The following is a 13,186-nucleotide window of genomic DNA, read 5'->3' as shown; positions in this document are numbered from 1 at the left end:
GGTGAAGGGCCAGCCGTAGAATCCCCGGTTCTTTGCCCGCCACGGATGTCCCGTGCCACGGGCCCCAGTCCCGCGGTGTAGCTGCGCATGCCAGCCGTCTCATTCCAGAACGTCTCCAAGACCTACGCCACCTCGCGTGGCGACCTGCACGCCCTGCGTTCGGTCAGCTTTGACATCGAACCGGGTGAGTTCTTCGGACTGCTCGGCCCCAACGGGGCGGGCAAGACCACGCTCATCAGCATCCTGGCCGGCCTGGCGCGCGCCACCGAAGGCCGCATCACCGTCCACGGCCACGACGTGCACGCCGACTACCAGGCCGCGCGCCGCCAGTTGGGCGTGGTGCCACAGGAGCTGGTGTTCGACCCCTTCTTCAACGTGCGCGAGGCCCTGCGCATCCAGTCGGGCTACTTCGGCATCCGCCGCAACGACGACTGGATCGACGAGCTGCTCACCGGCCTGGGCCTGGCCGACAAGGCCTCGGCCAACATGCGCCAGCTCTCGGGCGGCATGAAGCGGCGCGTGCTGATCGCCCAGGCCCTGGTGCACAAGCCGCCGGTCATCGTGCTCGACGAGCCCACGGCCGGCGTGGATGTGGAGCTGCGCCAGACCCTGTGGCAATTCGTCTCGGGCCTGAACAAGCGCCTGGGCAGCACGGTGCTGCTCACCACCCACTACCTGGAAGAGGCCGAGGCCCTGTGCAGCCGCATCGCCATGCTCAAGCTGGGGCAGGTGGTGGCGCTCGAATCCACCTCGGCGCTGCTGGCGCGCGCGGCCTCCAACGTGCTGCGCTTCAAGACCGACACGCCCCTGCCGGCCGATATCGCGGCGCAGGCGCGCATCACCGGCCGCGTGGTGCAACTGCCCGCGCTGGACGCGCGTGCGGTGGAACATGTGCTCTCGCGCCTGCGCGAGGCCGGTGTCATGCCCGAGGACATTGAGGTCCGCAAGGCCGACCTGGAGGACGTTTTCCTCGATCTCACGGGCAGCGGCGCGCCGGTGGTGCCCTCGGCCTCGTCCACGAAAGTCTCCGCATGACCGGCTGGCAGACCCTGTTCTACAAAGAGGTGCTGCGCTTCTGGAAGGTGGGCTTCCAGACCGTGGCCGCGCCCGTCATCACCGCGCTGCTGTACCTGGCCGTGTTCGCTCACGTGCTCGAAGGCCGCGCCCAGGTGTACGGCGACGTGAGCTACACCGCGTTCCTCGTTCCCGGCCTGGTGATGATGAGCGTGCTGCAGAACGCCTTCGCCAACAGCAGTTCCTCGCTCATCCAGAGCAAGATCATGGGCAACCTGGTGTTCCTGCTGCTCACGCCGCTGTCGCACCGCGCCTGGTTCGTGGCCTACGTGGGCTCGTCCATCGTGCGCGGCGTCGCGGTGGGCCTGGGCGTGCTCGTCGTGGCCTGGCTGTTCGCGCAACCCAGCGTCGTGGCGCCGCTGTGGATCCTGGTGTTCGGCGTGCTGGGTGCCGCGCTGCTGGGCGCGCTGGGGCTGATCGCAGGCCTCTGGGCCGAGAAGTTCGACCAGATGGCCGCGTTCCAGAACTTCATCATCATGCCCATGACCTTCCTGTCGGGCGTGTTCTATTCCATCCATTCGCTGCCCGAGTTCTGGCAGCGCGTGAGCCACCTCAACCCCTTCTTCTACATGATCGACGGCTTTCGCTACGGCTTCTTCGGCCAGAGCGACGTCTCGCCCTGGTTGAGCCTGGCCCTGGTGGGCGGCGCGCTGCTGGCGGTCAGTGCCCTGGCCCTGCACCTGTTGAAGATCGGCTACAAGGTCCGCCACTGAAACCCATGACCGCCGAACAACTGCAATCCCTCATCGCCGCCGGCCTGGCCTGCGAGCACGTCGAGGTGACGGGCGATGGCCGCCACTGGTCCGCCGTCATCGTGTCGCCGGCTTTCGAAGGCAAGCGCCTGATCCAGCGCCATCAGGCCGTCTACGCCACGCTGGGCAACCGCATGCAGACCGACGAGGTGCACGCCCTGTCGATGCAGACCCTGACCCCCGCCGAATGGGCGGCACAACACTGACACCATGGACAAACTGCTGATCCGCGGGGGCCGCACGCTCAGCGGCGAGGTGCCGATCTCCGGCGCCAAGAACGCCGCGCTGCCGGAACTGTGCGCCGCCTTGCTGACCGATGAGGCCGTGACGCTGACCAACGTGCCGCGCCTGCGCGACGTGGCGACCATGCGGCAACTGCTCAACAACATGGGCGTGCGCACCGACACCCTGGGCGAGCGCGGCGGCATCCGCCTGCAGGCGCCCGACGGCCTGCGGGCCGAGGCCCCGTACGACCTGGTGAAGACCATGCGCGCGTCGGTGCTGGTGCTGGGGCCGCTGCTGGCGCGCTTCGGGCGCGCGCGCGTCTCGCTGCCGGGTGGCTGCGCCATCGGCTCGCGACCGGTGGACCAGCACATCAAGGGCATGCAGGCCATGGGCGCCGAGATCTCGGTCGAGCACGGCTACATGGAGGCGCGCCTGCCGCAGGGGCGGCGCCTGCACGGCGCGCGCATCGCCACCGACATGGTGACCGTCACCGGCACCGAGAACTTCCTGATGGCCGCGGCCCTGGCGCAGGGCGAGACCCTGCTGGAGAACGCCGCGCAGGAGCCCGAGGTCACCGACCTGGCCGAGATGCTCATCCGCATGGGCGCGAAGATCGAGGGGCACGGCACCAGCCGCATCCACGTGCAGGGCGTCGACCGCCTGAAGGGCTGCGAGCACCAGGTGGTGGCCGACCGCATCGAAGCCGGCACCTTCCTGTGCGCCGTGGCCGCCACCGGCGGCGACGTGCTGCTGCGCTGCGGCCGCGCCGACCACCTGGACGCGGTGATCGACAAGCTCACCGAGGCGGGCGCAGAGATCGAGGCGGGCGCCAACGCGGCCGGCCCCTTCATCCGCATCCGCGCCTCGGGCCGCATGAAGGCGCAGAGTTTCCGCACCACCGAGTACCCCGGCTTTCCCACCGACATGCAGGCGCAGTTCATGACCGTCAACTGCATCGCCGAGGGCGCGAGCAAGGTGACGGAGACCATCTTCGAGAACCGCTTCATGCACGTGAACGAACTGGTGCGCCTGGGCGCGCGCATCCAGACCGAGGGCAAGGTGGCGATGGTGGAGGGTGTGGAGCGCCTGTCCGGCGCCACCGTGATGGCCACCGACCTGCGCGCCTCGGCCAGCTTGGTGATTGCCGGCCTGGTGGCCGAGGGCGAGACCATCGTCGACCGCATCTACCACCTGGACCGTGGTTACGATCAGATGGAAGTGAAGCTGCGCGCCATCGGCGCGGACATCGAAAGAATCAAGTGATCACGCTCGCGCTGTCCAAAGGCCGCATCTTCGACGAGACCCTGCCGCTGCTGCGCGCGGCCGGCATCGAGGTGCTGGAAGACCCCGAGAAGTCACGCAAGCTCATCCTGCCCACCAACCACAGCGACGTGCGCGTGGTGCTGGTGCGCGCCACCGACGTGCCCACCTACGTGGAAAACGGCGGCGCCGACCTCGGCGTGACCGGCAAGGACACCTTGATCGAGCATGGCGGCCAGGGCCTGTACCAGCCGCTGGACCTGAACATCGCGCGCTGCCGCGTCAGCGTGGCCGTGCGCGCCGACTTCGACTACGCCTCGGCCGTGCGCCAGGGCTCGCGCCTGCGCGTGGCCACCAAGTACACCACCATCGCGCGCGAGTTCTTCGCCAGCAAGGGCGTGCACGTGGACCTGATCAAGCTCTACGGCAGCATGGAACTGGCCCCGCTCACCGGCCTGGCCGACGCCATCGTGGACCTCGTGTCCACCGGCAACACGCTCAAGGCCAACCACCTCGTCGAGGTCGAGCGCATCATGGACATCAGCTCGCGCCTGGTGGTGAACCAGGCGGCCCTCAAACTCAAACAGGCGCGCCTGCGCCCGCTCATCGACGCCTTCGCCGGCGCCATTGTTCCCACCCCCGCATGAACGCCCAGCCCCTTCGCCTGTCCACCGCCCAGTCCGATTTCGAGGCGCGCTTCGCCGAGCGCCTGCATTGGTCGAGCGAGACGGATCACGCGATCGAGCAGCGGGTGGCCGACATCCTGGCCGACGTGCAGCGGCGCGGCGACGCGGCGGTGCTGGAATACACCGCGCGCTTCGACGGCCTGCGGGCCGCGAGTGTGGGCGAGCTCGAGCTCACCCAGGCCGATTTCAAGGCCGCCTTCGACGCCTTGCCCGTGGCGCAACGCGAGGCCCTGCAGGCCGCCACCGCGCGCGTGCGCCGCTACCACGAGGCGCAGAAGAAGGCCAACGGCGAAAGCTGGAGTTACCGCGACGAAGACGGCACCTTGCTGGGCCAGAAGGTCACGCCCCTGGATCGTGTGGGCATCTACGTGCCCGGTGGCAAGGCGGCTTATCCGTCCAGCCTCATCATGAACGCCGTGCCCGCGCACGTGGCCGGTGTGCCCGAGATCGTGATGGTGGTGCCCACGCCCGTGCGCGGCAGCGTGGCGACCGGTGGCGCGGAAGGTGGCAACGGTGCCGCCACGGGCACGCGCGGCGAGCGCAACGAACTCGTGCTCGCGGCGGCCTACGTGGCCGGCGTCACGCGCGCCTTCACCATCGGCGGTGCCCAGGCCGTGGCCGCGCTGGCCTACGGCACGGCCACCGTGCCCAAGGTCGACAAGATCACCGGCCCCGGCAACGCCTACGTGGCCAGCGCCAAGAAGCGCGTCTTCGGTACCGTGGGCATCGACATGATCGCGGGGCCCAGCGAGATCCTGGTGCTGGCCGACGGCAGCACGCCGGCCGACTGGGTGGCCATGGACCTGTTCAGTCAGGCCGAGCACGACGAGCTGGCGCAGAGCATCCTCTTGTGCCCGGACGCGGCCTACATCGACGCCGTGCAGGCCGCCATCGAGCGCCTCCTGCCCACCATGCCGCGCGCGGCCATCATTGCCAAGAGCCTCAACGACCGTGGCGCGCTCATCCTCACGCGCGACATGGAGGAGGCCTGCGCCATCAGCAACCGCATCGCGCCCGAGCACCTGGAAGTGTCCAGCGCCGACCCGCACCGCTGGGAGCCACTGCTCAAGCACGCGGGCGCCATCTTCCTGGGTGCTTACACCAGCGAAAGCCTGGGCGACTACTGCGCCGGCCCCAACCACGTGCTGCCCACCAGCGGCACCGCGCGCTTTTCCTCGCCGCTGGGCGTCTACGACTTCCAGAAGCGCAGCAGCCTGATCGAGGTGAGCGAGCGGGGCGCGCAGGCCCTGGGCACCGTGGCCGCCGAACTGGCCTATGGCGAAGGCCTGCAGGCCCACGCGCGCGCGGCCGAACTGCGGCTGCCCACCGTGCCGCCGATGCGGGGAGCGCCGCGATGAACAGCGCCCTCCTGCCCCAAGCGCTGGCGCGCATCCGACAGGACATCCAGTCCATGCAGGCCTACGCCATCCAGGACTCGGCCGGCATGCTCAAGCTCGACGCGATGGAAAACCCCTTCGCGCTGCCGCCCGAGCTGCAGGCCGAGCTGGGCCGGCGCCTGGGCGCCGTGGCCATCAACCGCTACCCCGGCGCGCGCGTGGACGAACTCAAGCACGCCCTGGAGCGGTTCGTCGACCTGGCCGCCGGGCAGGCGCTGATGCTGGGCAACGGCTCCGACGAGCTCATCTCGCTGCTGGCCATGGCCTGCGACCTGCCTGGCGCCAGCGTGCTGGCGCCCGTGCCCGGCTTCGTGATGTACGCCATGAGCGCGCAGTTGCAGGGCCTGGCCTTCCATGGCGTGCCACTCACCGCCGGCTTCGAACTCGACGAGGCCGCCATGCGCGCGGCGATGCGCGCGCACCGGCCGTCCATCACCTACCTGGCCTACCCGAACAACCCCACGGCCAACCGCTTCGACGTGGACGTCATGCGCCGCCTCATCGCCGAGGCCGCCAGCTTCGGCGGGCTGGTGGTGGTCGATGAGGCCTACCAGCCCTTCTCCAGCCACACCTGGCTCGACGAGATGCGCGCCCGGCCCGAGGCCAACGCCCACGTGCTGCTCATGCGCACGCTCTCCAAGTTCGGCCTGGCTGGCGTGCGCATCGGCTACCTGGTGGGCCGGGCGGCTCTGGTGAACGAGGTGGACAAGCTGCGCCCGCCCTACAACGTGAGCGCGCTCAACGCCGAGTGCGCGCTGTTCGCGCTGGAGCACGCCGAGGTGTTCGCGCAACAGGCGGCCGTGATCCGTGAGCAACGCGAGGCGCTGATGGCCGCGCTGGCGCGGCTGCCGGGCGTCACGCCCTTCCCGAGCGAGGCCAACATGGTGCTCGCGCGTGTGCCCGATGCGCAGCGCGCCTTCGACGGTCTCAAGGCCCAGGGCGTGCTCGTGAAGAATGTTTCTAAAATGCATCCGCTGCTGGCCCAATGCCTGCGGCTCACCGTGGGCACGCCCGACGAGAACGCCCGGCTCATCCAGGCCTTGCAGACCGCCCTATGACTTCGATCCCGCCCGTTTTCCCCGTCCCGGGCCCCCATGACCGCGCGGCCCAGGTGCAGCGCAACACCAACGAGACCCAGATCGGTGTGCGCATCAACCTCGACGGCGCCGGTGTGGCCGTGCTGTCCACCGGCATCGGCTTCTTCGACCACATGCTCGACCAGATCGCCCGCCACGGCCTGATCGACCTGGAGATCATCGCCAAGGGCGACCTGCACATCGACGGCCACCACACCGTGGAAGACGTGGGCATCACCCTGGGCCAGGCCTTCGCGCAGGCCGTGGGCGACAAGAAAGGCATCCGCCGCTACGGCCACGCCTACGTGCCGCTCGACGAGGCGCTCTCGCGCGTGGTGATCGACTTCTCCGGCCGCCCGGGTCTGCACATGCGCGTGCCCTTCAAGGCCGGCATGATCGGCGCGTTCGACACCCAGCTAACCTACGAATTCTTCCAGGGCTTCGTCAACCACGCCGGCGTCACGCTGCACGTGGACAACCTGCACGGCGAAAACGCGCACCACCAGGCCGAGACCGTGTTCAAGGCCTTCGCGCGCGCCGTGCGCTTCGCCCTCGAGCGCGATCCGCGCCTGGGCGATGCGATCCCCTCCACCAAAGGTTCGCTCTGAACCCTCCGTTTTCCGCGTGATGAAAGCCAGGACGGTCGCCGTCGTCGACTACGAGAGCGGAAACCTGCGCTCGGTTTCGCAGGCGGTGCTGCACGCCGCTCAGGGCAGCGGCGTGCAGGTCATCGTGACCCAGCGCCCGGAGGACGTGATGGCCGCCGAGCGCGTGGTGCTGCCCGGCCAGGGCCACATGGGCGACTGCATGCGCGCGCTGGCCGCCTCGGGCCTGAAGGACGCCGTGCTGCACGCCGCCGCCAACAAGCCCTTGTTCGGCGTCTGCGTGGGCATGCAGATGCTGCTGGACCGCAGCGACGAAGGGCCCACCGACGGCCTGGGCCTGATCCCTGGTCAGGTGGTGCGCTTCGAACTCGAGGGGCGGCGCCAACCCGACGGCAGCCGCTACAAAGTGCCGCAGATGGGCTGGAACCGCGTGTTCCACGACCTGGGCCGCGATGCGCACCCTTTGTGGGCGGGCATCGACGACGGCGCGTACTTCTACTTCGTGCACAGTTACTACGCGCGGCCCGAGAGGCCCGAGCACGTGGCGGGCGTGGCGGACTACGGTGGCCGCTTTGCAGCCGCGATCGCGCGCGATAACATTTTTGCGACCCAATTCCACCCCGAGAAGAGCGCCGACCAGGGTCTCGCGCTCTACCGCAACTTCCTCCACTGGAACCCCTGAGCCGCGCGCCAGCGCCCGCCCACGACCATGCTGCTGATTCCCGCCATCGACCTCAAGGACGGCCACTGCGTTCGCCTCAAACAGGGCGACATGGACCAATCCACGGTGTTCAGTGAGGACCCGGCCGCCATGGCGCGCAACTGGGTCGACAAGGGCGCGCGCCGCGTGCACCTGGTGGACCTGAACGGTGCCTTCGCGGGCAAGCCGAAGAACGAGCAGGCCATCCGCGCCATCCTCAAGGAGATCGGCAGCGAGGTGGACGTGCAGCTCGGCGGCGGCATCCGCGACCTCGACACCATCGAGCGCTACCTCGACGCCGGCCTGCGCTACGTGATCATCGGCACCGCGGCCGTGAAGAACCCCGGCTTCCTGCAGGACGCCTGCACGGCGTTCGGCGGCCACATCATCGTGGGCCTGGACGCCAAGGACGGCAAGGTCGCCACCGATGGCTGGAGCAAGCTCACCGGGCACGAGGTGGTGGACCTCGGCAAGAAATTCGAGGACTACGGCGTCGAGTCCATCGTCTACACCGACATCGGCCGCGACGGCATGCTCAGCGGCATCAACATCGATGCCACGGTCAAGCTCGCGCAGTCGCTGTCCATCCCGGTCATCGCCTCGGGCGGCCTCTCCAACCTCGACGACATCCGCAAACTCTGCGCCGTGGAGGATGAGGGCGTGGAGGGCGTGATCTGCGGGCGCTCCATCTACAGCGGCGACCTCGATTTCGAAGCCGCGCAGAAGCTCGCGGACGAGCTCAACGGATGAACATGCACCCCCACGCTTATCACTTCATGTATTCGCTGCCCCCCGAGGGGGTGCGGCCTTGCTTGGGGCGGCCCGGCGCCGCGGCCTGATGCTGGCCAAACGGATCATCCCCTGCCTCGACGTCACCGGTGGCCGTGTCGTGAAAGGCGTCAACTTCGTCGAGCTGCGCGACGCGGGCGATCCGGTGGAAATCGCGGCCCGCTACAACGAGCAGGGCGCCGACGAGCTCACCTTCCTCGACATCACCGCCACCAGCGACGGCCGCGACCTGATCCTGCCCATCATCGAGTCCGTGGCCTCGCAGGTCTTCATTCCGCTCACCGTCGGCGGCGGCGTGCGCACCGTGGACGACGTGCGCCGCCTGCTCAACGCGGGCGCCGACAAGACCAGCTTCAACTCGGCGGCCATCGCCAACCCCCAGGTCATCCGCGACGCGTCCGACAAGTACGGCGCCCAATGCATCGTGGTGGCCATCGACGCCAAGCGCCGCGCCAATGGCGCGGGCTGGGACGTCTACAGCCATGGCGGGCGCCAGAACACCGGGCTGGACGCCGTGGCCTGGGCGAAGCAGATGGCCGACTTCGGCGCCGGCGAGATCCTGCTCACCAGCATGGACCGCGACGGCACCAAGTCGGGCTTTGACCTCGCGCTCACGCGGGCCGTGAGCGACGCGGTGGACGTGCCGGTGATTGCCTCGGGCGGCGTGGGCAATCTGGATCACCTGGCCGATGGGGTGCAGGAAGGCGGTGCCGACGCGGTGCTGGCCGCCAGCATCTTTCACTATGGCGAATACACCGTCGCGCAGGCCAAGGCCCGCATGGCCGCGCGCGGCATTCCGGTGAGGCTGTGATGGACTGGCTGGACGCCGTGAAATGGGACGATCAGGGGCTGGTGCCCGTGATTGCGCAGGAAGCCGCCACCGGCGACGTGCTGATGTTCGCCTGGATGAACCGCGAGGCCCTGCAGAAGACCGCCGAACTGGGCCGCGCCGTGTACTACAGTCGCTCGCGAGGCAGGCTCTGGTTCAAGGGCGAGGAATCCGGCCACGTGCAGACCGTGCACGACATCCGCCTGGACTGCGACAACGACGTGGTGCTGCTCAAGGTCACGCAACTCGGGCACGATCCGGGCATCGCCTGCCACACGGGCCGGCACAGTTGTTTCTTCCAGCGCCACGAGAATGGCCAATGGGTCACCGTGGAACCGGTCTTGAAAGACCCGGAATCCATCTACAAATAAACGCATGAGCGACGCACGGCCGCCCGAAGTCGCTCGCACCGCAGCGCGTTGCGCGGAGGTATCCCATTGAGCAGCACCGACGACCTGGCCCGCCTGGCGGCCGTGATCGAGAGCCGCAAGCCCGCGAACGGCGGTGACCCCGTGAAGAGCTACGTCGCGCGCCTGTTGCACAAGGGACCCGATGCCTTCCTCAAGAAGATCGGCGAGGAAGCGACCGAGGCCGTGATGGCCGCCAAGGACCTGGAGCACGGGGGCGCCGACCGCCAGAAGCTGGTGAACGAGACCGCCGACCTGTGGTTCCACAGCATGATCGCGCTGGCCCACTTCGGCCTGACGCCGGCCGATGTGGTGGCCGAGCTGGTGCGCCGCGAAGGCCTGAGCGGGCTGGAAGAGAAGGCGCTGCGCAAGGTGCGCGAACGCGAAGCGAAGGAATGACGCAAGGAGTTCTGCCATGAGCGACGTGATCGACGTGGAAACGACCGACAACGAAAAGGCCCAGTCGCTCAAGAGCGTGGGCTGGCTTAGTTACATCCTGCACCTCATCGTGGCGGTGGGCGCGGTGTTGCCGTCGGCGCAGCCCGGCATCGCGCTGCTCATCGTGGCGCTGATCATCGACCTGGTGAAGCGCGACGAGGCCGCCGGCACCTGGCAGGCCAGCCACTTCTCCTGGCGCATCCGCTCGGTCATCTGGGCGGCCATCCTGTACGTGGTGACCATTCCGCTGTGGTTGCTGCTCTTCGTGCCGGGCTGGATCGCCTGGTGCCTGATCTCCATCTGGTTCCTCTACCGCATCGTCCGGGGCATGGTGAACATGAACGCCAACCGCCCCATGCCGCAATAAGACCCTCATGAGCGCTCAGCACGACCCGAACTGCGTCTTCTGCAAGATCGTCGCGGGCCAGATCCCGTCCCGCAAGGTGTACGAGGACGAGGACCTGTTCGTCTTCCACGACATCCATCCCTGGGCGCCGGTGCACTTCCTCATGGTGCCCAAGGTGCACATTCCCTCCATGGCCCAGGTGGGGCCGGAACACGAGCGCCTGATGGGCCGCCTGCTCACCCTGGCCCCGAAACTGGCGCTGGAGCAGGGCTGCAACCCCTATCCCGAAGGCGGATTTCGCATCGTGTGCAACACGGGCCAGGAGGGTGGGCAGGAGGTCCATCACCTGCACGTGCACGTGATCGGCGGTCCCCGTCCCTGGGCCAAGGGTTGATCCATCCGGCCGCTGTTGGCATACGCGGGACGACCGGTTGAACCCTGGGCCGCGGCTTAGAATCCGAGCATTGCGCGCGCGCTCACCCCACCTCTCTGGAGATTGACATGGGTACGTTTTCCATCTGGCACTGGCTCATCGTGCTGCTCATCGTGGTCATGGTGTTCGGCACCAAGAAACTCAAGAACATCGGTTCCGACCTCGGTGGCGCCGTCAAGGGTTTCAAGGACGGCATGAAGGAGGGCGGTCAGAACGCCCCGTCCGATGCCACCGGCACCCCCGCCCCCCAGGTCACGCAGAACAGCTCGGCCGACAAGGGCACCATCGACGTCGAAGCCAAGCAGAAAAGCTGACGTGAATCACCCCCGCCGCGCTGCGCGCGTCCCGTGCGCGTCCCGCGACCTTGGCTGATCCATGATCGATCTCGGCATTTCCAAACTGGCCCTCATCGGGGCGGTGGCGCTCGTCGTCATCGGCCCCGAGAAACTGCCGCGCGTGGCGCGCACGGTGGGTGCCCTGCTGGGCAAGGCCCAGCGCTACGTGGCCGACGTCAAGGCCGAGGTCAACCGGTCCATGGAGCTCGAAGAGCTCAAGAAGATGAAGGACTCGGTGGAGACCGCGGCGCGCGACGTGCAGTCCTCCGTGCAGGACACCACCAGCGAGTTCGAGAAATCCTGGTCCGACGCCACCGCCGGCCTTGAGGGCGACACGCTGCGCGAGCCGACCGAGGCGGACGTGATGCAGTCCATCGGCCAGCCGGTGTACCCGGTCTACACGCATCCCAAGAAGAACTTCCGCCTCAAGCAGAAGGCGGTGCCGCAGTGGTTCAAGGCGCGCACGGGCGTGCGCACCCGCACCCAGTCGGGGGCCGCGCGCGTGGCCCGCTTCCGCCCGCGCCCGTCCAACCCGTCTCGCTGATGTCCACCAAGCCCGACTCCGACGACGAGCTCGCCGGTACCGAACAGCCCTTCGTGCAGCACCTGATGGAGCTGCGCGACCGCCTGCTCTACAGCGTCATCGGCCTGGCGGTGTGCATGGCCCTGCTGGCGTTCTGGCCCGGCCCCAGTGGCCTGATCGACCTCATCGCCATTCCCATCCGCGCCCACATGCCGCCCGACGCGCGGCTGATCGCCGTGGGCGTGTTCTCGCCGTTCTTCGTGCCGCTGAAGGTGCTGGCCATGGCCGCGGTGCTGCTGTCGCTGCCGTGGTGGATGTACCAACTGTGGTCGTTCATCGCGCCGGGGCTCTACAGCCACGAAAAGCGCTTCGCAGTGCCGCTCATCTTCCTGGGCAGCCTGCTGGCTTACGCGGGCATTGCGTTCGTGCAGTTCTTCGTGCTCGACAAGATGTTCGGCTTCATCCAGAAGTTCACACCCGCCAGCGTGGCCGCCACGCCCGACATCGCGTCCTACGTGGAAGCCATCCTGGGCCTCTACCTGGCCTTCGGCCTGGCCTTCCAGGTGCCCATCGTGGTGGTGCTGCTGGTCAAGATGGGCATGGTGTCGGTGCAGAAGCTCAAGGACTTCCGCGGCTACTTCATCGTGATCTCGTTCATCATCGCCGCGGTCGTGACGCCGCCCGACGTGATCTCGCAGCTGGCGCTGGCGGTGCCCATGTGCGTGCTCTACGAGGCCGGCATCTGGGGGGCGCAGATCTTCATCAAGCGCACCCAGGCCGAGGACGAAGAGGGCGAAGGCGAAAAGACCGCGTCCTGAACCGGCCCGCCAGCGGCCGGGTTCAGCGGCGGTTGGCGGCCTGCTGGGTGAGGTTGCGGCGACCTGGCGTCACGTCGATCTGCATCGACGCGTCGCGCCGCAACACGTCCAGGCGGGCCTTTTCACCGGGCGGCAGCGCCGCCACGGCCGCCAGCAACTGCGGCACGTTCCTGACCTCCTGGCCCTTGACCGCCGTGATGACGTCGCCCGGGCGGATGCCCGCCTGAGCCGCGGGACCGTTCTGCAGCACGCCGGTGATGATGACGCCGCTGCGCGCGCCCACGCCGAAGCTTTCGGCCAGTTCGGGCGTCAGGTCCTGCGGCTCGACGCCGATCCAGCCGCGCGTGACCCGGCCTTCCTTGACGATGGCCTCCATCACGCTGCGCGCGGTGGACGTGGGGATGGCGAAGCCGATGCCCATGGAGCCGCCCGAACGCGAGTAGATGGCGGTGTTGATGCCCATCAGGTGGCCCTGCACGTCCACCAGGGCGCC

19 protein-coding genes are annotated in these 13,186 nt (G+C 68.3%); 18 read left to right on the top strand and 1 reads right to left on the bottom strand.

Annotated elements, in window-relative coordinates; all coding sequences use genetic code 11:
- Positions 1–87 precede the first annotated feature (87 nt).
- The 18 genes from VLG41_RS02630 to tatC all read left to right on the top strand — a co-directional run bounded on the left by VLG41_RS02630 (position 88) and on the right by tatC (position 12,693).
- On the top strand, positions 88–1,035 hold the full coding sequence (locus tag VLG41_RS02630) for an ABC transporter ATP-binding protein (protein WP_325347848.1): 948 nt from the start codon (positions 88–90) through the stop codon (positions 1,033–1,035).
- Positions 1,032–1,787 (top strand): ABC transporter permease, encoded by a 756-nt coding sequence (locus tag VLG41_RS02625; RefSeq protein WP_325347847.1) that lies wholly within the window; start codon positions 1,032–1,034, stop codon positions 1,785–1,787. Before VLG41_RS02630 ends, VLG41_RS02625 begins: the two co-directional genes overlap by 4 nt.
- Positions 1,788–1,792: 5 nt before the next feature.
- Positions 1,793–2,032 carry a BolA family protein gene (locus tag VLG41_RS02620; RefSeq protein WP_325347846.1) on the top strand — a complete coding sequence of 80 codons (240 nt, stop codon included), beginning with the start codon at positions 1,793–1,795 and terminating at the stop codon, positions 2,030–2,032.
- Positions 2,033–2,036: 4 nt separating this feature from the next.
- A complete protein-coding gene (gene murA, locus VLG41_RS02615; RefSeq protein ID WP_325347845.1) occupies positions 2,037–3,314 on the top strand; it encodes a UDP-N-acetylglucosamine 1-carboxyvinyltransferase in 1,278 nt (425 codons plus the stop codon).
- On the top strand, positions 3,311–3,958 hold the full coding sequence (hisG, locus tag VLG41_RS02610) for an ATP phosphoribosyltransferase (protein WP_325347844.1): 648 nt from the start codon (positions 3,311–3,313) through the stop codon (positions 3,956–3,958). The genes murA and hisG overlap by 4 nt, the downstream gene beginning before the upstream one ends.
- Complete coding sequence (gene hisD / locus VLG41_RS02605) at positions 3,955–5,355, top strand: histidinol dehydrogenase (RefSeq protein WP_325347843.1); 1,401 nt, start codon at positions 3,955–3,957, stop codon at positions 5,353–5,355. Before hisG ends, hisD begins: the two co-directional genes overlap by 4 nt.
- Complete coding sequence (gene hisC / locus VLG41_RS02600; protein ID WP_325347842.1) at positions 5,352–6,452, top strand: histidinol-phosphate transaminase; 1,101 nt, start codon at positions 5,352–5,354, stop codon at positions 6,450–6,452. The genes hisD and hisC overlap by 4 nt, the downstream gene beginning before the upstream one ends.
- Positions 6,449–7,078, top strand: a complete 630-nt coding sequence (gene hisB, locus VLG41_RS02595; protein ID WP_325347841.1) for an imidazoleglycerol-phosphate dehydratase HisB — start codon at positions 6,449–6,451, stop codon at positions 7,076–7,078. Before hisC ends, hisB begins: the two co-directional genes overlap by 4 nt.
- A gap of 19 nt (positions 7,079–7,097) precedes the next feature.
- A complete protein-coding gene (gene hisH / locus VLG41_RS02590; protein ID WP_325347840.1) occupies positions 7,098–7,757 on the top strand; it encodes an imidazole glycerol phosphate synthase subunit HisH in 660 nt (219 codons plus the stop codon).
- A gap of 27 nt (positions 7,758–7,784) precedes the next feature.
- The gene (gene hisA / locus VLG41_RS02585) at positions 7,785–8,525 is read left to right on the top strand and encodes a 1-(5-phosphoribosyl)-5-[(5-phosphoribosylamino)methylideneamino]imidazole-4-carboxamide isomerase (protein WP_325347839.1); all 741 of its coding nucleotides are present in this window, start codon (positions 7,785–7,787) and stop codon (positions 8,523–8,525) included.
- Between the two features lie 88 nt (positions 8,526–8,613).
- Complete coding sequence (hisF, locus tag VLG41_RS02580; protein WP_325347838.1) at positions 8,614–9,375, top strand: imidazole glycerol phosphate synthase subunit HisF; 762 nt, start codon at positions 8,614–8,616, stop codon at positions 9,373–9,375.
- Positions 9,375–9,764, top strand: coding sequence for a phosphoribosyl-AMP cyclohydrolase (gene hisI, locus VLG41_RS02575; RefSeq protein ID WP_325347837.1), 390 nt, complete (start codon positions 9,375–9,377; stop codon positions 9,762–9,764). The genes hisF and hisI overlap by 1 nt, the downstream gene beginning before the upstream one ends.
- 66 nt (positions 9,765–9,830) lie before the next feature.
- A complete protein-coding gene (locus VLG41_RS02570; RefSeq protein ID WP_414652421.1) occupies positions 9,831–10,199 on the top strand; it encodes a phosphoribosyl-ATP diphosphatase in 369 nt (122 codons plus the stop codon).
- 16 nt (positions 10,200–10,215) lie between these two features.
- The gene (locus VLG41_RS02565) at positions 10,216–10,605 is read left to right on the top strand and encodes a hypothetical protein (RefSeq protein WP_325347835.1); all 390 of its coding nucleotides are present in this window, start codon (positions 10,216–10,218) and stop codon (positions 10,603–10,605) included.
- 7 nt (positions 10,606–10,612) lie between these two features.
- Entirely contained in the window at positions 10,613–10,978 is a 366-nt protein-coding gene (locus VLG41_RS02560) for a histidine triad nucleotide-binding protein (RefSeq protein ID WP_325347834.1), read from the top strand.
- A 107-nt stretch (positions 10,979–11,085) separates the two neighbouring features.
- The gene (tatA, locus tag VLG41_RS02555; protein ID WP_325347833.1) at positions 11,086–11,331 is read left to right on the top strand and encodes a Sec-independent protein translocase subunit TatA; all 246 of its coding nucleotides are present in this window, start codon (positions 11,086–11,088) and stop codon (positions 11,329–11,331) included.
- A 61-nt stretch (positions 11,332–11,392) separates the two neighbouring features.
- Complete coding sequence (gene tatB, locus VLG41_RS02550; RefSeq protein ID WP_325347832.1) at positions 11,393–11,896, top strand: Sec-independent protein translocase protein TatB; 504 nt, start codon at positions 11,393–11,395, stop codon at positions 11,894–11,896.
- A complete protein-coding gene (tatC, locus tag VLG41_RS02545) occupies positions 11,896–12,693 on the top strand; it encodes a twin-arginine translocase subunit TatC (RefSeq protein ID WP_325347831.1) in 798 nt (265 codons plus the stop codon). Before tatB ends, tatC begins: the two co-directional genes overlap by 1 nt.
- A gap of 22 nt (positions 12,694–12,715) precedes the next feature.
- Here tatC and VLG41_RS02540 read toward each other — a convergent pair.
- Positions 12,716–13,186 (bottom strand): S1C family serine protease (locus VLG41_RS02540; protein ID WP_325347830.1); only part of this gene is annotated, 471 nt, incomplete at its 5' end.

This window comes from Hydrogenophaga sp. (assembly GCF_035481345.1).
Taxonomy (GTDB): domain Bacteria; phylum Pseudomonadota; class Gammaproteobacteria; order Burkholderiales; family Burkholderiaceae_C; genus Hydrogenophaga.
Note: the sequence above shows the minus strand (reverse complement) of the source record. Positions and strands in the feature narration are given on the sequence as shown.